At 74.1% G+C, this 20484-nt stretch carries 19 protein-coding genes; 8 read left to right on the top strand and 11 right to left on the bottom strand.

The annotated features are described in order from the left end of the window. Positions 1-37: 37 nt before the first annotated feature. From ACZ4FH_RS22640 to ACZ4FH_RS22615, 6 genes are read right to left on the bottom strand one after another with little or no spacing between them, the layout of a single operon-like run. Positions 38-1258, bottom strand: a complete 1221-nt coding sequence (locus ACZ4FH_RS22640; RefSeq protein ID WP_467306860.1) for a cytochrome P450 family protein — start codon at positions 1256-1258, stop codon at positions 38-40. Continuing rightward, positions 1255-2496 (bottom strand): cytochrome P450, encoded by a 1242-nt coding sequence (locus ACZ4FH_RS22635; protein WP_467306858.1) that lies wholly within the window; start codon positions 2494-2496, stop codon positions 1255-1257. The genes ACZ4FH_RS22640 and ACZ4FH_RS22635 overlap by 4 nt, the downstream gene beginning before the upstream one ends. Further along, on the bottom strand, positions 2493-3137 hold the full coding sequence (locus tag ACZ4FH_RS22630) for a GTP-binding protein (protein ID WP_383642644.1): 645 nt from the start codon (positions 3135-3137) through the stop codon (positions 2493-2495). Before ACZ4FH_RS22630 ends, ACZ4FH_RS22635 begins: the two co-directional genes overlap by 4 nt. Next, the gene (locus ACZ4FH_RS22625; protein WP_467306856.1) at positions 3118-3483 is read right to left on the bottom strand and encodes a DUF742 domain-containing protein; all 366 of its coding nucleotides are present in this window, start codon (positions 3481-3483) and stop codon (positions 3118-3120) included. Before ACZ4FH_RS22625 ends, ACZ4FH_RS22630 begins: the two co-directional genes overlap by 20 nt. Beyond that, a complete protein-coding gene (locus ACZ4FH_RS22620; protein WP_383642649.1) occupies positions 3480-3908 on the bottom strand; it encodes a roadblock/LC7 domain-containing protein in 429 nt (142 codons plus the stop codon). The genes ACZ4FH_RS22625 and ACZ4FH_RS22620 overlap by 4 nt, the downstream gene beginning before the upstream one ends. Next, positions 3905-5398, bottom strand: a complete 1494-nt coding sequence (locus ACZ4FH_RS22615) for an ATP-binding protein (RefSeq protein ID WP_467306854.1) — start codon at positions 5396-5398, stop codon at positions 3905-3907. The genes ACZ4FH_RS22620 and ACZ4FH_RS22615 overlap by 4 nt, the downstream gene beginning before the upstream one ends. 274 nt (positions 5399-5672) lie before the next feature. On the opposite strand from ACZ4FH_RS22615, the gene ACZ4FH_RS22610 reads away from it, so the two are divergent. After that, the gene (locus ACZ4FH_RS22610) at positions 5673-8564 is read left to right on the top strand and encodes an FAD-binding and (Fe-S)-binding domain-containing protein (protein WP_467306853.1); all 2892 of its coding nucleotides are present in this window, start codon (positions 5673-5675) and stop codon (positions 8562-8564) included. On the opposite strand, the gene ACZ4FH_RS22605 is transcribed toward ACZ4FH_RS22610, so the two are convergent. The 4 genes from ACZ4FH_RS22605 to ACZ4FH_RS22590 all read right to left on the bottom strand — a co-directional run bounded on the left by ACZ4FH_RS22605 (position 8533) and on the right by ACZ4FH_RS22590 (position 11601). After that, positions 8533-9684, bottom strand: a complete 1152-nt coding sequence (locus tag ACZ4FH_RS22605; protein WP_467306851.1) for a serine hydrolase domain-containing protein — start codon at positions 9682-9684, stop codon at positions 8533-8535. The genes ACZ4FH_RS22610 and ACZ4FH_RS22605 overlap by 32 nt on opposite strands. Positions 9685-9817: 133 nt before the next feature. Beyond that, positions 9818-10222 carry a type II toxin-antitoxin system VapC family toxin gene (locus ACZ4FH_RS22600; protein WP_467306850.1) on the bottom strand — a complete coding sequence of 135 codons (405 nt, stop codon included), beginning with the start codon at positions 10220-10222 and terminating at the stop codon, positions 9818-9820. Then, the gene (locus ACZ4FH_RS22595) at positions 10219-10500 is read right to left on the bottom strand and encodes a type II toxin-antitoxin system Phd/YefM family antitoxin (RefSeq protein WP_467306848.1); all 282 of its coding nucleotides are present in this window, start codon (positions 10498-10500) and stop codon (positions 10219-10221) included. Before ACZ4FH_RS22595 ends, ACZ4FH_RS22600 begins: the two co-directional genes overlap by 4 nt. Before the next feature lie 144 nt (positions 10501-10644). After that, entirely contained in the window at positions 10645-11601 is a 957-nt protein-coding gene (locus tag ACZ4FH_RS22590) for a LysR family transcriptional regulator (protein ID WP_467306846.1), read from the bottom strand. A 131-nt stretch (positions 11602-11732) separates the two neighbouring features. Between ACZ4FH_RS22590 and ACZ4FH_RS22585 the strand changes: the two genes are divergently transcribed. After that, positions 11733-12695: an EamA family transporter gene (locus ACZ4FH_RS22585; protein ID WP_467306844.1), complete on the top strand. Its 963-nt coding sequence runs from the start codon at positions 11733-11735 to the stop codon at positions 12693-12695. A gap of 16 nt (positions 12696-12711) precedes the next feature. Here ACZ4FH_RS22585 and ACZ4FH_RS22580 read toward each other — a convergent pair whose 3' ends face one another. Further along, positions 12712-13140 carry a nuclear transport factor 2 family protein gene (locus ACZ4FH_RS22580; RefSeq protein WP_467306843.1) on the bottom strand — a complete coding sequence of 143 codons (429 nt, stop codon included), beginning with the start codon at positions 13138-13140 and terminating at the stop codon, positions 12712-12714. 88 nt (positions 13141-13228) lie between these two features. Between ACZ4FH_RS22580 and ACZ4FH_RS22575 the strand changes: the two genes are divergently transcribed. From ACZ4FH_RS22575 to ACZ4FH_RS22550, 6 genes are all read left to right on the top strand, one after another. Then, positions 13229-14002, top strand: coding sequence for a helix-turn-helix domain-containing protein (locus ACZ4FH_RS22575; RefSeq protein ID WP_467306841.1), 774 nt, complete (start codon positions 13229-13231; stop codon positions 14000-14002). A gap of 138 nt (positions 14003-14140) precedes the next feature. Then, entirely contained in the window at positions 14141-15304 is a 1164-nt protein-coding gene (locus ACZ4FH_RS22570) for a DUF3103 family protein (RefSeq protein WP_467306840.1), read from the top strand. A 205-nt stretch (positions 15305-15509) separates the two neighbouring features. Beyond that, on the top strand, positions 15510-16028 hold the full coding sequence (locus ACZ4FH_RS22565) for a DinB family protein (protein ID WP_467306838.1): 519 nt from the start codon (positions 15510-15512) through the stop codon (positions 16026-16028). Between the two features lie 198 nt (positions 16029-16226). After that, positions 16227-17039, top strand: coding sequence for a TIGR03084 family metal-binding protein (locus ACZ4FH_RS22560; protein WP_467306836.1), 813 nt, complete (start codon positions 16227-16229; stop codon positions 17037-17039). Between the two features lie 104 nt (positions 17040-17143). Next, entirely contained in the window at positions 17144-18886 is a 1743-nt protein-coding gene (locus tag ACZ4FH_RS22555; protein WP_467306957.1) for an acyclic terpene utilization AtuA family protein, read from the top strand. Beyond that, positions 18883-20481 (top strand): acyl-CoA carboxylase subunit beta, encoded by a 1599-nt coding sequence (locus ACZ4FH_RS22550; RefSeq protein ID WP_467306835.1) that lies wholly within the window; start codon positions 18883-18885, stop codon positions 20479-20481. Before ACZ4FH_RS22555 ends, ACZ4FH_RS22550 begins: the two co-directional genes overlap by 4 nt. Positions 20482-20484: the final 3 nt, after the last annotated feature.

Genomic DNA, 20484 nt, shown 5'->3' with positions numbered 1-20484 from the left:
TACGTACGAACGAACGTCCCGGTGGTTCCGGTTCCGGTCAGGCCGAGGGGGCGTCCAGGGTCACCGGGAGCTCGTACAGGTCGTTCTGGGTGACGATGGGCTTGTTGCGCAGTTCGTCCGCGGGGACGGCCAGCTCCAGCCCGGGGAAGCGCTCGTACAGCGCGGGGAGCGCGACCCCCGCCTCCAGCCGGGAGAGCGCCGCCCCCGGGCAGACGTGCGGGCCGTGGCCGAACGCGATGTGCCGGTTGGGCGAGCGGGTCGCGTCGAACTCCCCGGCCGTCGGACCGTGCTGCGCCTCGTCGCGGCCCAGCGCGCCGAACGACACGATCAGCGCCTCGCCCCGGGGCAGGACCTTGTCACCGACCGGCACGTCCTCGGTGGCGAACCGGATCAGGACGTGCGAGGTCGGGGTGTTCCAGCGCAGCGTCTCCTCGATCACGTTCTCCCACGGGATCTCCCCGCCGAGCACCCGCTTGCGCTGCTCGGGGTGGGACTCCAGGGCGGCGACGGCGTTCACGATCAGGCTGATCGTCGTCTCGTGACCGGCCGCGATGATCAGCTGGAGGGTGTTGACGATCTCCTCGTCGCTGAGGTGGTCGCCGTCCTCGGAGGCCGCGATCAGCGCGCTGGTCAGATCGTCGCCCGGCTCGGCCCGCTTGCCGTCCACGATCTTCGTGAAGAGCGTGCCGAGGTCCGCCATCATCTGCGGGACCTCCTCCGGAGGCGTCTGCGTCGAGAAGAACTTCTCGAACAGCTCCTTCAGCCGCGGGTGGTCCGCCGCGTCCACGCCCATCAGCTCGCTGATCACGTTCATCGGCAGCGGGTAGGCGAACTCCGCCTTGAGGTCGACCTTCTCGCCAGCGGGCAGGGCGGCGAGGCGGTCCAGGCTCGCCGTCGTCAGGGCCTCGATGCCCGCGCGCAGCCGCTCCACCCGCTTCACCGTGAGGGCCTGGGCCACCAGCGTGCGCAGCCGGCGGTGGTCGGCGCCGTCGACGGTCAGCATCGAGCGGCCCGGGTTGGCGAGGCCGATCAGCGGCCAGTCCATCGGGATCTCGCCGCGCTGCCAGGCCCCCCAGACGTTGATGTCCTTCACGATCCGGGAATCGGTCAGCAGCCGGCGGGCCTCCGCGTGGTGGGTGACCGCGTAGCAGTGCACCCCGCCCGGCAGCTCCACCTCGGCGAGCGGACCGGCGGCGCGCAGCGCGGCGCTCTCGCCGTCGAGGTCGGCGACGAGGGGATCGAGGGCGATGCGGGTCATGCGCGGCCTCCTGTGGCAGGGGTGGGAGTGAAGGTGACGGGCAGGTCCGTCAGGCCCCGCAGCCAGGGGGAGGGGCGTCGGGTGAGCTGTTCGGCCGGGGTGTCCAGGTCGATGTCCGGGAGGCGGTCCAGCAGGACCTCGATGCCGGTACGGGCGATGACCTCGGCGGTCTCCTGCGCGGGGAAGGGGCAGCGGTGCTCGCCGTGGCCGAACGACAGGAAGGCGTTGTTCCCACCGGTCAGCGAGGAGCCGTCGGTGCGCACCTGCGGGTCGGCGTTGGCGGCGGCGATGCCGAGGAGCAGCAGATCGCCGGACTGGATGTGGCGGCCCCCGAGGCGGGTGTCGCGCGAGGCCCAGCGGCCGGCGACGTTCTGGGTGGGGGTGTCCTCCCAGAGGACCTCGTTCATGGCCTCGGCGACGCTGTGCCGGCCGCCGGAGAGCGAGGCGGCGAACCGGTCGTCGGTGAGCATGAGCCGCAGCGAGTTGCCCATCCAGTCGGCCGTCGGCTGGTGGCCTGCGGCCATCATCACCATGAGGTCCTGGGCGACCTCCTCGTCCGTGAAGCCGCCCGGGTCGGCGAGCATCCGGCTGGCGACGTCGTCGCCGGGCTCCACGTGCTTCGCGGCGAGCAGGTCGAACATGGTCGTCGCGAGGTGCTGCTGTCCGGCGAGCGCGCGTTCCCGGCCGTCGATCATGTCGTTGATGGAGCCGACGAGCGCGTCGCCGGTCTCGTCGGACACGCCGTAGATCCGGGCCAGGACGCGGGCGGGGAGCAGCATCGCGTACGAGGCGATGATGTCGGTCGCGCCCGTGGTGCAGAACCGGTCGATCAGTTCGTCGGCGAACTCCTCCGCGTGCCGCTTGAGGACGAACGGGTCGACGGCCTCCAGGGCGTCGCTGATCATCCGGGCGCGTTCGACGTGGCGGGGGCCGACGGTGTAGAGGATCGACGGCTGCTTCCGGCCGATCATCGGCAGCAGCGGCCAGTCGTCGGGGATGTTCTCCCACTGGCTCCAGAGGTCGGAGTCGCGGCTGAAGAGCACCGGGTCGCCGGCGACCTGGTGCAGTTCGCGGTAGCCGAGGACCAGCCACGCCGGGATGCCGCCGTCCAGGACGACGGGGGCGACGGAGCCGTGGTCGCGGCGCATCTCCCGGTACAGCTGGGCCGGTTCGGTCTGGAACCGGGGGCCGGACAGCGGGACGGCGGCGGCCGCCTCCGCGTGGGGGCACTGGGTCACGGGGTGGGCTCCGGGGTCTTCTCCGGAGTCGGTTCCGGACGGGTGGTGGCGGGCACCTCGCCCCGGGAGAGGGCGTAGAGGTGTTCCACCAGGGTGATCAGCACGTATTTGCTGGAGGACCGGTCGCGGGCGTCGCACTCCACCAGCGGGACGTGGTCCGCGAGGTCGAGGGCCTCGCGGATCTGCTGCTCGGTGTGGAGCGGTCCGCCGAAGTCGTTGCACGCCACGATGAACGGCGTGCCGTGGTGCTCCAGGCGGTCGATGGCGTACCAGGAGTCGGCGAGGCGCCGGGTGTCGACGAGGACGACGGCGCCGAGCGTGCCGGAGAACAGCCGGTCCCAGAGGAACCAGAAGCGCTCCTGGCCGGGCGCGCCGAACAGGTACAGCACCGAGCGCTCGTCGAGCGAGATGCGGCCGAAGTCGAAGGCGACGGTCGTCGACGTCTTCGACTGCACGCCGTCGAGGTGGTCGACGGCCTCGCCCGCGCGGGTCATGGTCTCCTCCGTGTTGAGCGGACGGATCTCGCTCACGGATCGGACCATGGTGGTCTTGCCGACCCCGAAGCCGCCGACGACGACTATCTTCAGTCCGTTGTCGGCCGTGGCCTGCAGGGCGGCACGGTCAGAGGTTGCGGAGTCCAACGAGCACCTGTTCCAGGATGTCGGGGTCGGGGAGCCGGTCCGCGACACGGGCTGTACGGGGATGGCGGGCGCTGATCCGGCCGGTGTCGAGCAGATCGCACAGCAGGATGCGCACGATGCTGACGGGCAGGCCCAGCTCCGCGGCGATCTCCACGACGGCGGTGGGGCGTTCGCACATCCGCAGGATCGTGACGTGCTCCGACTGCATGCCGGGGGTCGGCTCGCATTCGGAGACGACGAGGGTCACCAGGTCGAAGGCGGCCGAGTCGGACCGGCTGCGGCCACCGGTGAGGGTGTACAGCCGGTCCGGGGCGTCGTCCCGGCCGGGACGGGGCCGGCGCGTCATACGCTCGCTGTTTCCGACGGATGCGCGGGCTCGCGCGGCGGGGCGACGAGGTGTTCGCCCAGCTGCTCGACGAGCTCGCTCATGTTGTGGCCGACGAGGCCGACGTCGGCCTGTTCGGAGGCGACGACGGCGAGGTGGGCGCCGTCACCGGCCTCCACGATGAAGAGCACGCCGCCGTAGAACTCGGCCATGGCGGAGCGCACCCCGCCGGAGCCGTTGCCGAACTCGACGGAGGCGCCGTGCGACAGGCTCTGGATGCCGGCGGAGATCGCGGCCAGCTGGTCGGCCTGGTCCACGGACAGCTCGGGGGTGCGGCACAGCTTGAGGCCGTCCCTGGACAGCACGAGGGCGTGCCGGGTGCCGGGGGTGCGTTCCAGGAGCCCCTCCAGCAGCCAGTTCAGTCTCTCGTCGGTGGTCGCGGTCATCGGGTGTCGCCTTCCGGGTGCGGGGAGTTGGGCCGGACAGCCTGCCGGAAGCTGTTGAAGCGGGCTGCCTGGGCCTTGGGGTCGGCGGTACGGGGCCGGGGGGTGGACCCGTCCGCCTCGTCGGAGTCGGAAGCGGCGGCGGACGCGCGGGCGCGTGCCTCGGCCGCGGCAAGGGTGCGGCCGCGGGAGCGCTTGGGCAGGCCGCTCTCGCCGAACCGGGGGAGTCCGCCGGTGGTCTCCGAGCCGGACTCGCCGGCGTCGGAGCGGTCGGCGTCCTGGGCGCGCGCGGTCCCGCCGGCGGGGACGGTGCCGGTGTCGGAGCGGTGGACCGGCTCGGGTTCGCGCGGTGCGGGGATCACGGGGGCGGCGACGGCCGGTGCGGGGGACGGGGCCGGTGCCGGGGTGCGGGTGATGATCTCCTGCGGCAGCATCATGAGCGCGCCGGTGCCGCCGCGGGCCGAGGGCCGGAAGGAGACGGTGAGTCCGTGCTTGCGGGCCAGCCGGCCGACGACGGCGAGCCCGAGACGGGTGCCGGACAGGGCGGTCAGGTCCTGGTCGGTGGCGGAGACGGCGTTCTCGGCGCGGCGCAGCTGCACCTCGTTCATGACGAGTCCGCTGTCCTCGACGGTCAGCACGATGCCCGCCGGGACCTCCTCGACGTACACATGGACCTCGGCGGTGGGCGGCGAGAAGTTGGCCGCGTTGTCGAGGAGTTCGGCCAGGGCGTGCATGACGCCCTCGGCGGCGTGGCCGGCGACGGCGACGTCGCTGGTCGAGTGGAGGCGGATGCGCTGGTAGCCGCTGATCCGGCCCATGGCGCCGCGCAGGATGGACTCCATCACGATGGGCTTGGCCCAGCGCCGGCCGGAGCGGGCGCCGGTCAGCACGGCGATGGAGTCGGCCAGCCGGCCCGCCTGGGCGGTGCGGTGGTCCAGGTGGAGCAGGTCGCCGAGGACGTCCTCGGCGGTGTGCCGGTGCTCCATCTCGCGGAGGTCGGCGAGCATGCTGGTGGCCAGGGCCTGCATCCGGCCTGCCGCGTTGGCGCAGGCGGCGACGGCGGCGGAGCGCTCGGTCTCGCTGCGGGCGGCGCGGGCCTTGAGCCGGGCGTTCTCGGCGGTGAGCCGTTCGCTGCCGGCGGCGGACTCCGCGGCGACCCGGGCGTTCTCGGCGGCCGCCGCGGCCTTGATCCGGGCGGTCTCGGCGGTGAACCGCTGGGCGTCGGCGGCCGCGGCGGAGACCATGCGGGAGGTCTCGGCGGTGAACCGGCTGCTCTCGGCCGCGTGCAGTTCGCGCAGCCGGCGGATCGTGACGCGGGCGTGGACGGTCATGGCGACGGCGGCGCTGAGCAGGACCGCCGCCGCGCCCCCGCCCCAGGCCGCGGCCGTCCGGGCCGAGTCGGGGGCGGCGGCGACCGCCCACAGGCACAGGGATCCGGTGAGGGCCACGGTGACCAGCAGGGCCAGTGCGGTCGGCCGGGTTGAGGGGCGCAAGCGGAGTCCTTGGGGGGCGGACGGCGGGCGGACGGGACGATGGTCGTTCGGGTGATTCCGTACTGCAACGAGCAAATGCGACAACTGGAACAGAAGATTCCCAGACAAGTCTCGGTCACTATATGAGAATTGACGATCTGTTTGGGAAGAACTTGTGGTGCTCTCTGTTCCCTTTGTGTTCCGGAGTCTGGCATTTCCGTACGCAGGGGCGTCATTCCGGGAAACACGAGAGGCCCGCACCCGGTCCGGCGGGGCCGCGCGGCATGCTGGGGCGATGGCATCCGGAAACACTCCGAACCCCCGCGAATCCGGGGCACTCGCCGCCGCGCTGCGCGCCGCCGTCCGCGGCGACGTCGACCTCGGCCCCACCGCGCGGGCGCTCACCACGATGGACGCCTCCAACTACCGCCGCGTCCCGCTCGGCACCGTCGCCCCGCGCGACGCCGACGACATCGCCGCCGCGCTCGCCGTCTGCCGCGACCACGGCGTCCCCGTCGTCCCGCGCGGCGGCGGCACCTCCATCGCCGGACAGGCCACCGGCACCGGCATCGTCCTCGACCTCACCCGCCACCTGCGCACGGTCACCGCACTGGACCCGGAGGCCCGCACCGCCGTCGTCCAGCCCGGCGTGGTCCTCGACGACCTGCGGGCCGCCGCCGCCCCGTACGGCCTCACCTTCGGACCGGACCCCTCCACCCACAGCCGCTGCACCCTCGGCGGCATGATCGGCAACAACTCCTGCGGCGCCCACTCCGTCGCCTGGGGCACCACCGCCGACAACGTCCACGCCCTGACCGTCGCCCGCTACGGCGGCGGCACCCTGCGCCTGGAACCGGGCGCCGAGGGCCCGCCCGGCGTCCGCGCCCTGGTCGACGGCCACCTCGCCGCCCTGCGCACCCGCTTCCCCGAACTCCCGCGCCGCATCTCCGGATACGCGCTCGACGCCCTGCTCCCCGAACACGGCCGCGACCCCGTCCGCGCCTTCTGCGGCAGCGAGGGCACGCTCGGCGTCGTCACCGAGGCCGTCGTCCGGCTCGTCGAGGCCCCCGCCGCCCGCGCCCTCGCCGTCCTCGGCTACGCCGACGAGACCGCCGCCGCCGAAGCCGCCCCCGGCCTCCTCCCGCACCACCCGCTCACCGTCGAGGGCATGGCCGCCGACCTCGTCCCCGACCCGGCCGGACTGCCGCGCGGCGGCGCCTGGCTCTTCGCCGAGACCGGCGGCGCCACCCCCGCCGAGGCACGCGCCCACGCCGAACGGCTGGTGCGGGCCGCCGCGCCGGACACCGTCGACGCGGCCGTGGTCACCGACCCGGCCGGGCAGCGCGCCCTGTGGCGGATCCGGGAGGACGCGGCGGGCACCGCCACGCGCATGCCGGACGGCAGTGAGGCGTGGCCCGGCTGGGAGGACACCGCCGTCCCGCCCGCCCGGCTCGGCGGCTACCTCCGGGAGTTCCGCGCCCTGCTCACCGCCCACGGACTGCGCGGCGCCCCGTACGGGCACTTCGGCGACGGCTGCATCCACGTCCGCGTCGACTTCGACCTGCTCACCGCCCCCGGCGTGGCCCGCTTCCGCGCCTTCTCCGAGGACCTGGCCGCGCTCGTCGTCGCCCACGGCGGCTCGCTCTCCGGCGAACACGGCGACGGCCAGGCCCGCGCCGAACTGCTCCCGAAGATGTACGGGGACGAACTCGTTGCCCTCTTCGCCCGGTTCAAGGACCTCTGGGACCCCGACGGCGGCATGAACCCGGGCATCCTCGTCCGCCCCGCCCGCCTGGACGACAACCTCCGCTTCGCCGTCCTGCCGCGCGGGCCCGTCGACGTCGCCTTCGGCTACCCGCACGACGGCGGCGACTTCTCCGCCGCCGTCCGCCGCTGCGTCGGCGTCGCCAAGTGCCGTACGGAGCAGGCCACCGGGCCCTCCGTGATGTGCCCCTCCTTCCGCGCCACCGGCGAGGAGGCCCACTCCACCCGGGGCCGCGCCCGGCTGCTCCACGAGATGCTCGCCGGGGACGCGGGCGGCGTGATCACGGACGGCTGGCGCTCCACCGAGGTGCGCGACGCGCTCGACCTCTGCCTGTCCTGCAAGGGCTGCCGCAGCGACTGCCCGGTGGGCGTCGACATGGCCACGTACAAGGCGGAGTTCCTGCACCACCACTACCGGGGCCGACTGCGCCCCGCCGCCCACTACGCCCTCGGCGGGCTGCCCCGCTGGCTGCGCCTCGCCGCGCCCCTGGCGGGCCCGCTGAACGCCCTGGCCCGGATCCGCCCGCTCGCCGCCCTCGCCAAACGGCTCGCGGGCATCGCGCCCGAGCGGGACATCCCGCCGCTGGCGCGGGAGACGTTCACCCGCTGGCTGAACCGGCGCTGGGGGAAGGGGACGTTCATCCTCTCCAACGACCGGGTCGCCTGGTTCTGGCCCGACACCTTCACCGAGCATCTGTCGCCGGAGGTCGGGCGGGCGGCGGTCCGGGTCGTGGAGGCGGCGACCGGCCGCCGGGTGATGACCGCCGCACGCGGGGTGTGCTGCGGCCTCACCTACGTCTCGACCGGCCGGCTCGACCGGGCCCGGAAGGTGATGCGCCGCACCCTGGACCGGCTGGAGCACACCACGGGCGACCCGATGGTCGTCCTGGAACCGAGCTGCGCGGCCACGCTCCGCACCGACCTGCCCGAACTCCTCCCCGACGACCCGCGCGCGGCCCGGCTCGCCGCCACGGTCCACACCCTCGCCGAGTACCTGGAGAAGCACGCGCCCGACTGGCGGCCCCCGCGCCTGGACCGCCCGGTCACCGGCCAGACCCACTGCCACCAGCACGCCGTCCTGGGCGAGTCGGCGGACCGGAGGCTGCGCGAACGCATGGGCCTGACCGGTGAACTGGAGGGCGGCTGCTGCGGACTCGCCGGCAACTTCGGCTTCGAGCGCGGCCACTGGGACATCTCCGTGGCCTGCGCCGAGGACCGTCTGCTGCCCGCCCTGCGCGCCGCGCCCCCGGACGCGGAGGTCCTCGCGGACGGGATCTCCTGCCGGACCCAGCTGCACCGGCTGGCCGGGGTCCGGGCGAAGCACCTCGCGGAACTGCTGGCGGAGGGACTGGACGGGGCGTCGGCGTCGGCGGCGGGGGAGCCGGAGGGGCCTACGCGCGGGCCGCGTCCACCACGGCCCTGACCAGCCGGACGTTCTCGGGGGCCGAGCCGCCCGGGTAGGTGTGGCGGCGCCGGGTGTAGCCGTACGCGATGCCGCTCGCCGGATCGGCGAACGCCTGCGCACCGGCCGCCCCGCAGTGCCCGTACGCGTCCCGGCCCAGCTCCGGGTGGTCCTCACCGGGCCGCTCGAAGCCCAGCCCGAAGTGGTCCGTCTGCTCGGTCACCAGATCGGTGCCGGTCAGACCGGGCCGGGCGAACTCGGCGCGCGTCTCCGGCTCGAGGAGGGCGGGCAGCCCCGCGAACTCCCCGAGCGTGGCCGCGTACATCCCGGCCAGCCCGCGCGCCGACGCGACCGCGCCCGCCGAGGCCTGGCCGAGCGCCCGGACGGCGGGCCGGTTGATCCACTCGGTCAGGTCGAGGTGCGCGTGGAAGGAGACCGCGCGCAGGCTCTCCGGATCGGAGGGGCGGGCGGCCATCTCCGCCGCCTGCGCGGGCGTCGGGTTCAGCGGGCGCACGGGCAGGAACCGCGGCTCCAGCCCGGCCGGCTGCCCCAGGTACACCTCCAGCCCGTACGGGGCGCGGACCCGCTCCTCGAACAGCTCCTGGAGCGTGCGCCCGGTGGCCCGCAGGACCACCTCACCGGTCAGCGCGCCGATCACCAGCGCGTGGTAGCCGTATGCCGTCCCGGGCTCCCAGAACGGTGCCCGCGCCGCCAGCCGCGCCGCCAGCACCCGGTCGTCCGCCAGCTCCTCCGCCGTGAAGCCCTCCTTCACGCCGATCAGCCCGGCCCGGTGGCCCAGCAGCTCGCGCAGCGTCAGCCGGTCCTTGCCCTCCGCGGCGAACTCCGGCCAGTACGAGGCGACCGTACGGTCCAGTTCCAGGGTGCCGTCCTGCACGAGCAGCGCGACCACCAGATGCGCGGCCCCCTTCGTGCACGAGTACACGGCGGGCAGCGAATCGCCCTCGACCCCGTCGCCCGCCCACAGATCCACGACCGGCTCCCCGTTCCGGTAGACGGCCAGCTGGCTCCCCGGCTCGTTGTGCTCCTCCGCGAGCACGGCCCGGAACTCCTCCCGCACCCCCTCGTAGCCCTCGGCCACGGTGCCGTGCACGGTGATCCCGCCGGAATGCCCGTTCGTCATGGTGTCCCCCCTGCGCGGCACGCCCCTCGCGCCGCCTCCGGAGGGGCAACGGCCGGGCGGGGCGGGGAAATTCCTTGATCGGATGCCGGGGTCCGCGAGCGGGCGCCCGAACCTGCGGGGTCGGGGGAGGGCCCTACGCGGGAGCCTCGACCGGGAGCCCGAAGTCGGCGGCTGCCTTGGCCAGTTCGCTGTCGTAGGTGACGAAGGCGGTGAGCCCCACCCGGAAGGGATCGGCGGTCGCCAGATGGAGTGAGTCCAGGGTGCCGAGCCTCCGGTTCCGGTACGCGGTCGCGCGTGCGAGCACGGTGGTGGTGAGGTCGATCAGATAGACGCTGCGGACCGCCTGCGCCACGAAGTACGCGATGCGCTCGGGGTCCACCCCGGCCCGGTGCAGGGTGCGGGTGATCTCCAGCCGGGCCAGGTCGCTCGTGAGGAGTTCGGTCCCTTCGGGCAGTGCCGTCCGCCAGGCCCGCAGCGCCTCGGACTCGGCCTCGGGCTTGATGAACTTCAGGAGCGCGCACGAGTCGAGGTAGATCAACGCCGGCGCTCCTCGTCGCGCTCCGACAGGAGGAGGTCGGACAGACTCGGCAGCTCGGGCGCGAGTTCGGGCGCCAGATCCGGCATGCCCTGCTCGGCGGGCGGTGCGGCGTCGCCGGACTCGATCATGCGCCGGAGCGGGTCGGGCGTCTCGGTCTCGGGCACCATGCGCAGCACGGGAACACCGCGGTCGGTGACGAGTATGGGCACCCCGGACCGCACCAGCGCCACGGCCTTGGACGGGTTCTGGTTGAGCTCGCGCAGCCCGATCGTCTTCATACGGTCGAATGTAGCTACATGATGTAGGTACAGCAACTGGGCATGGGGTGGCTGGCTACGGAGTATGCGTGCGCAGTAACCGAGAGCGCGGTGTGCAGCGACAGGCATGCGGTGCGCGGCGGCCCCGTGGCCCCTCTCCCGGTCTCAGCCGTCCCCGTCCTCCGCGACGATCTCCCGGGCCAGGGCGGCGAGGAGGGGGAGGGCGGGGTGGCCCGGGGCGTCGCGGCGGGCGAGGAGGACGGGGAGGGGCGGGGCGTCCGTGAGGGGGCGGAAGGCGACTCCGGGGCGGGGGTGCATGCCGGCCGTGGAGGCGGCGGAGACGCCGGTGCCGCGGCCGGCGGCGATGGCGGTCAGCCAGTCGTCGGTGTTGGCCACGGTGAGGGTGGCCGAGGGGCGGGCGGACGGCGGCCACAGGCCGGGGGTGGTGGTGCCGGAGACGGTGTTGAGGACGACGGTGCCGGAGGCGAGGTCGGCGAGGCGGAGGGCGGTACGGGCGGCGAGGGGGCCGTCCGCGGCGACGGCGGCCACGCGCTCCTCCTCGTACAGCAGCTCCGTGACGAGCCCGGGGGTCTCGACGGGGCCGCGCAGGACGGCGGCGTCGACCTCGCCGCGGGCGAGGCCGGCGGTGCGGTCGTCGATGCGGCGCAGTTCCAGCGGGATGCCGGGGTGGCGTTCCTGCCAGCGGCGCAGCAGCGGCGTGGTGTGGCGGCCGAACGCGGACCAGGCGTGGCCGATCCGCAGCGGGCGGCGGTGCGGGCCGCCCGGGTCGACGGCCTCGTCGAAGGCCGCGACCGCCGCGGTGGCCCGGTCGCGGAAGGCGATGCCGTCGGGGGTGAGGGCGAGGTGGTGGGTGGAGCGGTCGACGAGCCGGAGGCCGAGGCGCTGCTCCAGGGCGGCGAGGGTGCGCGAGACGGCGGGCTGGGTGAGCCCGAGCCGGGCGGCGGCCCGGGTGATGCCGCCCTCGTCGGCCACGGCCAGGAAGGCGCGCAGATGGCGGATCTCGATGGCGGAGGCGTTCCGTCCGCGCGGGGCCCCGGGGCCGGTGTCCTTCTCCTGCTGACCGCTCATGCGCGCGAAGCATAACGAGAGCGAGATCGGCATTTCACGTGCCGCGCGGTGGTGCCTACCTTGGAGGGACGTGCCGCACCGGCTGGGTGCAGTATCTTCAATGAGGTAGTGCAGTATGTTGCACTGCTTCATCGACTCTGAGACCCCAGAAGGACAGGCCCCGGGTGAACGACCAGCGAACCGCCGCAGCACCGGCCCCGGACGTCGCCGCCCCCGAGGCGGTCACCGTCCCCGAGGCCGCCACCGCCCTCGACGGCGCCCCCCGCGCCACCGGGCGGCGCGCGGCACTCGCGCCGGTGGCGCTGGTGGTCGCGGGCGGGCTGTCCGTCCAGTTCGGCTCGGCGATCGCGGTGCTGCTGATGCCGAGGGCCGGTGCGCTCGGTGTCGTCACGCTGCGGCTCGCCGCCGCCGCGCTCGTGCTGCTCGTCGTCTGCCGCCCCAAGGTGCGCGGCCACTCGCGGGCCGACTGGGGCACCGTGCTGGCCTTCGGCCTGGCCATGGCCGCCATGAACACGCTCTTCTACCAGGCCGCCGACCGCATCCCGCTGGGCGCCGCCGTCACCCTGGAGGTGCTGGGCCCGCTCGCCCTCTCCGTCGTCGCCTCGCGCCGCCTCGTCAACGTCGTCTGGGCCGGGCTCGCCCTGGCCGGTGTCGCCCTGCTGAGCGGCGGCGGCTTCGACCGGCTCGATCCGGCCGGCGCGGCGTTCGCCCTGGCCGCCGGTGCCATGTGGGCGGCGTACATCGTCTTCAGCGCCCGCACCGGACGCCGCTTCCCCCAGGCCGACGGACTGGCCCTGGCGATGGGCGTCGCCGCCGTCCTCACGGTGCCGCTCGGCGTCATCGAGTCCGGCTCGAAGCTCCTGGTCCCCTCCACCCTCGGCCTGGGCGCCGCCGTCGCCCTCCTCAGCTCCGTCCTCCCGTACACCCTCGAACTCATCGCCCTGCGCCGCCTGCCCGCCCCCACCTTCGCGATCCTGATGAGCCTGGAACCCGCGATCGCGGCCACGGCGGGCTTCCTCGTCCTCGACCAGGCCCTGTCCACGACGGACGCCCTGGCCATCGCGCTCGTCATCGGGGCGAGCATGGGCGCGGTGCGGAGCCAGGTGCGGGGTGCGCGCAAGGGCTGACGCCCCGTTCCGTACGTCAACGGAGCGGCGCGGGCTCCCACCAGCTCAGGTGGGCCGCCGCCCGGTCCACCGGCTCGATCGTCTCCCAGCCCTCCGCGATCAGCCCCTCCTCGATCCGCCAGATGTCCACGACGGCGACGGCCGGACCGCCGGGCAGCGTGCGGTGCGAGTGCACGACGACGTGATCGCCGTCGGCCAGCAGATGCCGCACCTCCACCCGCATCCCGGCGAGCGGGGCGAGGGCGGCGCCGACGGCGGCGAGCCATTGCGTCCTCGTCGAGTCGCGGCCGTCGGGCCGGTGGTGGACGAAGTCCTCGGCGAGCAGGGGCGCGAGCCCGTCGGAGCTGCCGGTCTCGACCAGGGCGGCCAGGGCCCGTGCGACGAGGTCCTTGTTGCGGTCGGCGGGGCGGGGGCCGGTGGCGGAAGTGCTCCGTGTCGTCTCCATGGGGAAAGTCTTCGTCCGGCCGGGCCCGGATGTCGATGACATGGCATGTCATGGCCCACCGCCGTGCGGGCCGGTACGGTCGCTGACCATGCACACCGTCGGGGAACTCCTGCGGCAGTGGCGCGGGCGCCGGGGGCTCAGCCAGCTCGCCCTGGCGCTGGCGGCGGACGTCTCGCCACGCCACGTCAGCCTGGTCGAGACGGGCCGGACCCGGCCGAGCGCGGCCATGGTCCTGCGGCTGGCCGAGCAGCTGGACGTACCGCTGCGCGACCGCAACCGGCTGCTGCTCGCGGCCGGCTTCGCACCCCGGTACGCGGAGCGCCCCCTCGACGACGCCGCGCTCGCGGCGGCCCGCCGGGCGGTCGACCGGGTGCTGCGCGCCCATGAGCCGTATCCGGCGCTGGCCTTCGACCGCCACTGGAACATCCTGCGGACCAACCGCGCGGCCGCCCCCTTCCTCGCGGGCGTCGACCCCGCGCTGCTGCGCCCGCCGGTCAACCTGATCCGCCTGGGCCTGGACCCGCGCGGCTTCGCCCCGCTGGTGGTCAACCTGGCCGATGTGCGCGGGGTCTTCCGCGCCCGCGTGGGCCGCCAGCTGGCCGCGGCCCCCGACGCCGGTCTGGCCGCGCTGTACGAGGAGCTGCTGGCGCCGGGAAGCGAGGAGGCGGCCGAGGGCCCGTCGATCGCGGACGGCTGCGACGTCGTCATCCCGATGATCCTGCGCGTCGGCGGCCGCGAACTGCGGCTCTTCTCGACGGTCACCACCTTCGGCACACCGATGGACATCACGCTCGACGAGGTCGCGATCGAGCTGTACTACCCGGCGGACGAGGAGAGCGCCGCGCATTTCGGGGCGCGCTGAGGGCGCGGCGGGGCGCACGCGTTTGGAAGCGCGTTGACGTGTACATGAATTCGGTCGGGTCTACCCGCATAGATGGGCGGGTGCACCCGACCGACGCAGTACCCCCCACGTGCTCCACTCATTCGACAGGAGATCGTCTTGAGTGCAACGACACCGCTGCGCGCGACCCTCATCGGGGTCGTGCTGTCCGCGACGGCCCTGATACCCCTCCAGGGAACCGCGTCCGCAGCACCGCACGGACACGCCGCACCGACCGCGCCCCCGGCCGCCACCGCCGCCCCGGTCGCCGGCATCGAGGACGCCACCGCCCACGCCCTGGCGGGCTCCCTCGCGGACCCCGCCTGGCGGAGACAGGTGCGCAACGCCGTCCTGGCCCAGGACTCGGTGGACCTCCGGGCGCTCACCGGAGGCTCCGCCACCGCCACGGGCAGGCGCCTGGCCGCCGGGGTCGCCGCGGCCGACCGGGACGCCGCCGCGGCCAAGGGGCTGGGCTCCGGGGCCGGTTCGCTGCTGCGGGTGCGGCTGGCCGATCCGTCGATGGAGGCGCGGCTGGCCGGCGGGACCGCCCCGTGGGTGGCGGCGGCCCCGTCCGACGACGACGGCGCCGCGATCACCGCGTACGACAGCTCCGGCACCGCCCACGAACTGTCCGCCGACGCCGTACCGGACCGGCCCGTCCTCGTGGTCGGCGTCGACGGCGCCAAGGCCGTCACCGAGGGGCTGAAGGTCGTCGACAAGGCGCTGAAGGCCCGGGGGCTCGCCGTCCCGGCCCCGGCGGCCGGGACGGGCCCCACCGCGTCGGCGTCCGCGACGGGCATCGACACCACCCTGATCAACTCGGTCCGCGTCTCCGACGTCAAGGAGCCGTGGATCAAGGGCGACGCCGAGATCTTCACGCTCGTCACCGGCTTCGGGACCGACGGCAAGCCGCGCGTGGACACCGTCGAGATGCCGTACCTGGACGACGAGGACACCACGTACTACCCGAACCAGGTCCTCGTGAACTGGTCGAACTACAAGTACGACATGGCCGACGCGGTCATGATGGAGGACGACGGGGACACCAACTACCAGGCCCTGGCCAAGGCCATCGTCACCGTTCTGCTCACCATCACCGACCAGGGCGCCTACATCCCGCTCGCCGACGCCCTCCTGGACGCCATTCCCACCTCCTGGTGGACCGACGACCCGGACTACGTCGACTCCTGGTACACCCTGGCCAGGACCACCAGCGGCACGCGCAACGGCGCGGCGGCCAACGGCTGGATCAACGTCTCCCCGTACCACGTCCCGGCACTCTGACCCGGACCCGCTCTCCCCGGGCCGGGGCGGCACCCGCACTCCGGTGACCGCCCCGGCCCGGCCCGGCACCTCTCGGTCCCGCTCGTCCCGGCCCGGTCCGGCGACCGCGTCCCACCCCCTGACCGGCGGACCGGTCCCCCTGATCATCCGGCGCGCCCCCGTCCCCGAACCTAGGCTGGCGGAAGAGCCGACCTGGAGGGACCACATGACGGAACGCGACGATCTGCTCGCGCTCGTGACCGACCAGCGCACCAACTTCCTCTTCACCCTGGCCGACCTCGACGACACCGGGGCCCGCGCCCGCACCACCGTCAGCGAACTGACCCTCGGCGGACTCCTCAAGCACCTCGGCCAGGTCCAGCGCACCTGGCTCGCCGTGGTCGACGGCACCGCCCCCGCCCGGGTGGAGTGGGCCGACCTCGACCCCGACGGCAACCGCATGACCGCCACCGACACCCTGCCCGCCCTGCGCACCGCCTTCGACGAGGCCGCCGCCGCCTTCGACCGGACCGTCCGCGACGAGTCCGACCTCGACCGCGAGGTGACCCTCCCGGCCTATCCCTGGTCCCCGCCCGTCCCCGTCGTCTGGACCGTCCGCCACATCCTCTGGCACATCTTCCGCGAGATCGCCCACCACAGCGGCCACGCCGACATCGTCCGCGAGGCCCTGGACGGCGCGAGCACCACGGCGAAGATGGCGGAGGCGGCGTCCAAGGGACGGTAGGGCCCGCATTCGCCCAGGGAGCCGTAGTCGCACGCCGTGCGGGTACGGCTCCCTTTTCCGTGCCCGCTGCCCGGTCCGCGGACTCCCCGTTCGCGAGCGGGGCAGCGAGAATCAGAAAACCATGCAAGCACGCTTGCTTGTTTTCCGTGCCCCTGGCAGGCTCCGGTGCACACCGCACCGCCCCGAGGGGAGCGCACCGTGTCCGATGTCGCAGCCGTGCTCGATGATCTGCGCAGGGAGAGTGAGGAACTCGACCTGCTGGTCGCGGGGTTGAGTACGCCGCAATGGGCGGGGGAGACGCCCGCCGAGGGGTGGACGATCGCCCATCAGGTGGCGCATCTGAGCTGGACGGACGGGGTCGCGCTGAAGGCGGTCACCGACCCGGAGGGGTTCGGGGGCGAGGTCGAGAAGGCGCTGGCGGATCCGGAGGGGTTCGTGGACCGGGCGGCCGAGGAGGTGCGCGCGGCGTATGCGCCGGAGGCGCTGCTCGTGCGCTGGCGGGAGGGGCGCGAGCGCTTGCAGGAGGTGCTGCGGGCGGCGCCGGAGGGGACGCGGTTCCCCTGGTACGGGCCGCCGATGAGCGTCGCGTCGATGGCGACCGGGCGGCTCATGGAGACCTGGGCCCACGGACAGGACATCGCCGACGCGCTCGGTGTCACCCGCGCCCCCACGCCCCGGCTGCGGCATGTCGCGCGCATCGGGGTCCGGGCCCGCGACTACGCCTTCTTCGTCCACGGCAAGCCCGCTCCCGCCGAACCGTTTCGGGTCGAACTGACCGCCCCCGACGGTGCGTTGATCGCCTTCGGGCCCGAGGAAGCCGCCCAGCGCGTGACCGGGCCGCTCCACGACTTCTGCCTGCTCGTCACCCAGCGCGCCCACCGTGACGACCTTGCCGTCCGGGCCGAGGGGGCCGACGCCGACGCCTGGCTCGACATCGCGCAGTCCTTCGCCGGGCCCGCCGGGACGGGCCGCGCTCCCGGGTCCGGCACCGCCCCCGGAGCCGGCCGGTGACGGGGGTGCGGAACGGGCCCGACGGGGCCGGTGCGGACAGCGGGCCCGGCGCACCGCCCACGCCACCCCCGCCGCCACCCGCGCCCCCGTCCCCGCCCCTCCGTATCGGCAACGCCTCCGGGTTCTACGGCGACCGCTTCGACGCCCTGCGCGAGATGCTCACCGGCGGGCCGCTCGACGTGGTCACCGGCGACTACCTGGCCGAGCTGACCATGCTCATCCTCGGCCGCAGCCGGCTGAAGGACCCCGCGCGCGGCTACGCGAGCACGTTTCTGCGGCAGTTGGAGGAGGGGCTGGGGCTCGCCCATGAGCGGGGCGTGCGGATCGTCGCCAACGCGGGCGGGCTCAACCCGGCCGGGCTGGCGGACGCGGTGCGGGAGCTGGCGGACAAGGCCGGGGTGCCGGTGCGCGTCGCGCACGTCGAGGGGGACGCCCTGCCCGTACCGGACGGATACCTCACCGCCAACGCGTACCTCGGAGGCGCCGGCATCGCCGCCTGTCTGAGGGCCGGGGCCGATGTCGTCGTCACCGGCCGGGTCACCGACGCGGCCCTCGTCACCGGGCCCGCCGCCGCCCACTTCGGCTGGGGGCCCGCGGACCACGACGCGCTCGCCGGGGCCGTCGTCGCCGGACACGTCCTGGAGTGCGGGACGCAGGCGACCGGCGGCAACTACTCCTTCTTCCGCGACCACGACGTGCGCCGCCCCGGCTTCCCCGTCGCCGAGATCCACGCCGACGGCAGCGCGGTCGTCACCAAGCACGAGGGGACCGGTGGCGTCGTCGACGTCGGCACGGTCACCGCGCAGCTCCTGTACGAGACCGGCGGCGCCCGGTACGCGGGCCCCGACGTCACCGCACGGCTCGACACCGTACGGCTGACGCAGGACGGGCCGGACCGGGTCAGGATCTCCGGGGTGCGCGGCGAGGCCCCGCCGCCCACGCTCAAGGCCGGACTCACCCGGCTCGGCGGCTGGCGCAACGAGGTCGTCTTCGTCCTCACCGGGCTCGGCATCGACGCCAAGGCGCGGCTGGTGAAGGACCAGTTCGCGGACGCCTTCGCGCGCGCCGGGCGGCGGCCGGAGGAGGTGCGGTGGGAGCTGGCCCGCACCGACCGGCCCGACGCCGCCACCGAGGAGACCGCCAGCGCCCTGCTCCGGCTCGTCGTCCGCGACCGGGACCCCGACGCCGTCGGACGCACCGTCTCCGGCGCCGCCATCGAGCTCGCCCTCGGCAGCTACCCCGGATTCCACGTCACCGCCCCGCCCGGAAAGGGCGCGCCCTACGGGGTGTTCGAGGCCCGCTCCGTACCGGCCGGGGAGGTGGAGCACATCGCCGTGCTGCCCGACGGGTCCCGGGAGGTCGTCGAACCGGCCGTGAGTACACGCGAGTTGGCGGATGTCGAGGCGCCACCGCTGCCCGCGCCGCCCGTCCCCGGGCCCACCCGCCTCGCCCCCCTCGGGGCCGTCGCCGGGGCCCGCAGCGGCGACAAGGGCGGGGACGCCAACGTCGGGGTCTGGGTGCGCGAGGACGCGGCCTGGCCGTGGCTGGCGCACACCCTCACCGTCGAGCGCTTCCGCGCGCTCCTGCCGGAGACCGCCGGGCTCACCGTCGTACGCCACGTCCTGCCGAACCTGCGCGCGCTGAACTTCACCGTCCAAGGGCTCCTCGGCGAGGGCGTCGCCGCCCAGCACCGCTTCGACCCGCAGGCCAAGGCGGTCGGGGAGTGGCTGCGCGCCCGCCGTCTGGAGATACCCGTGACCCTGCTGGAACCGGAGGACCCGCCGGACGGCGCCGCACCCGCCGCACCGGACGGCCCGGCCGACACCGCACCGGAGGACCCCGTATGACCGTCCTGCCCACCGGGCTCGACACCGCGAGTCCCGACTACGCGGCGAACCGGGCCGCCATGCTCGACAAGCTCGCCGAACTCGACGCCGCGCACGCCAAGGTCCTGGAGGGCGGCGGCGAGAAGTACACCGAACGCCACCGCGGGCGCGGCAAGCTGCTCGCCCGGGAACGCATCGAACTGCTGGTGGACCGCGACACCCCGTTCCTGGAACTGTCGCCGCTCGCCGCCTGGGGGAGCGACTACACAGTGGGCGCCTCACTCGTCACCGGGATCGGTGTCGTCGAGGGCGTGGAGTGCCTGATCACGGCCAACGACCCGACCGTACGCGGCGGGGCCTCCAACCCGTGGACGCTGAAGAAGGCCCTGCGCGCCAACGAGATCGCCTTCGCCAACCGGCTGCCCGTCATCAGCCTGGTCGAGTCCGGCGGCGCCGATCTGCCGTCGCAGAAGGAGATCTTCATCCCCGGCGGGGCGCTCTTCCGCGATCTGACCCGGCTCTCCGCCGCCGGCATCCCCACCGTGGCCGTCGTCTTCGGCAACTCCACCGCCGGAGGTGCGTACGTCCCCGGCATGTCCGACCACACCGTCATGATCAAGGAGCGCTCCAAGGTCTTCCTCGGCGGCCCGCCGCTGGTCAAGATGGCCACCGGCGAGGAGAGCGACGACGAATCCCTCGGCGGCGCCGGCATGCACGCCCGCACCTCCGGGCTCGCCGACCACTTCGCCGTGGACGAGCAGGACGCGCTGCGCCAGGCCCGCCGGATCGTCGCCCGGCTCAACCACCGCAAGGCGCACCCCGATCCGGGCCCCGCCGCACCGCCGAAGTACGACGAGGACGAGCTGATCGGCATCGTGCCCGGGGACCTCAAGATCCCCTTCGACCCGCGCGAGGTCATCGCCCGGCTCGTCGACGGCTCGGACTTCGACGCGTTCAAACCGCTGTACGGGACGAGCCTGGTCACCGGCTGGGCGCGGCTGCACGGCTACCCCGTCGGCATCCTCGCCAACGCCCAGGGCGTGCTGTTCAGCGAGGAGTCGCAGAAGGCCGCGCAGTTCATCCAGCTCGCCAACCAGCGCGACATCCCGCTGCTCTTCCTGCACAACACCACCGGCTACATGGTCGGCAAGGAGTACGAGCAGGGCGGCATCATCAAGCACGGCGCGATGATGATCAACGCGGTGTCGAACTCGAAGGTCCCGCACCTCTCGGTCCTCATGGGCGCCTCCTACGGCGCCGGGCACTACGGGATGTGCGGCCGGGCGTACGATCCGCGCTTCCTGTTCGCCTGGCCGGGCAGCAAGTCCGCCGTCATGGGCCCCCAGCAGCTCGCCGGGGTCCTCTCGCTGGTGGCCCGCGCCTCCGCCGCCGCGAAGGGGCGGCCGTACGACGACGACGCGGACGCCGCGCTGCGCGCCATGGTCGAGCAGCAGATCGAGTCCGAGTCGCTGCCGATGTTCCTGTCCGGGCGGCTGTACGACGACGGGGTCATCGACCCGCGCGACACCCGGACCGTCCTGGGGATGTGCCTGTCCGCCATCCACACCGCACCGGTCGAGGGCGCCCGCGGCGGCTTCGGCGTCTTCCGGATGTGAGCC

Source organism: Streptomyces sp. NPDC024555 (assembly GCF_055559335.1).
Note: the sequence above shows the minus strand (reverse complement) of the source record. Positions and strands in the feature narration are given on the sequence as shown.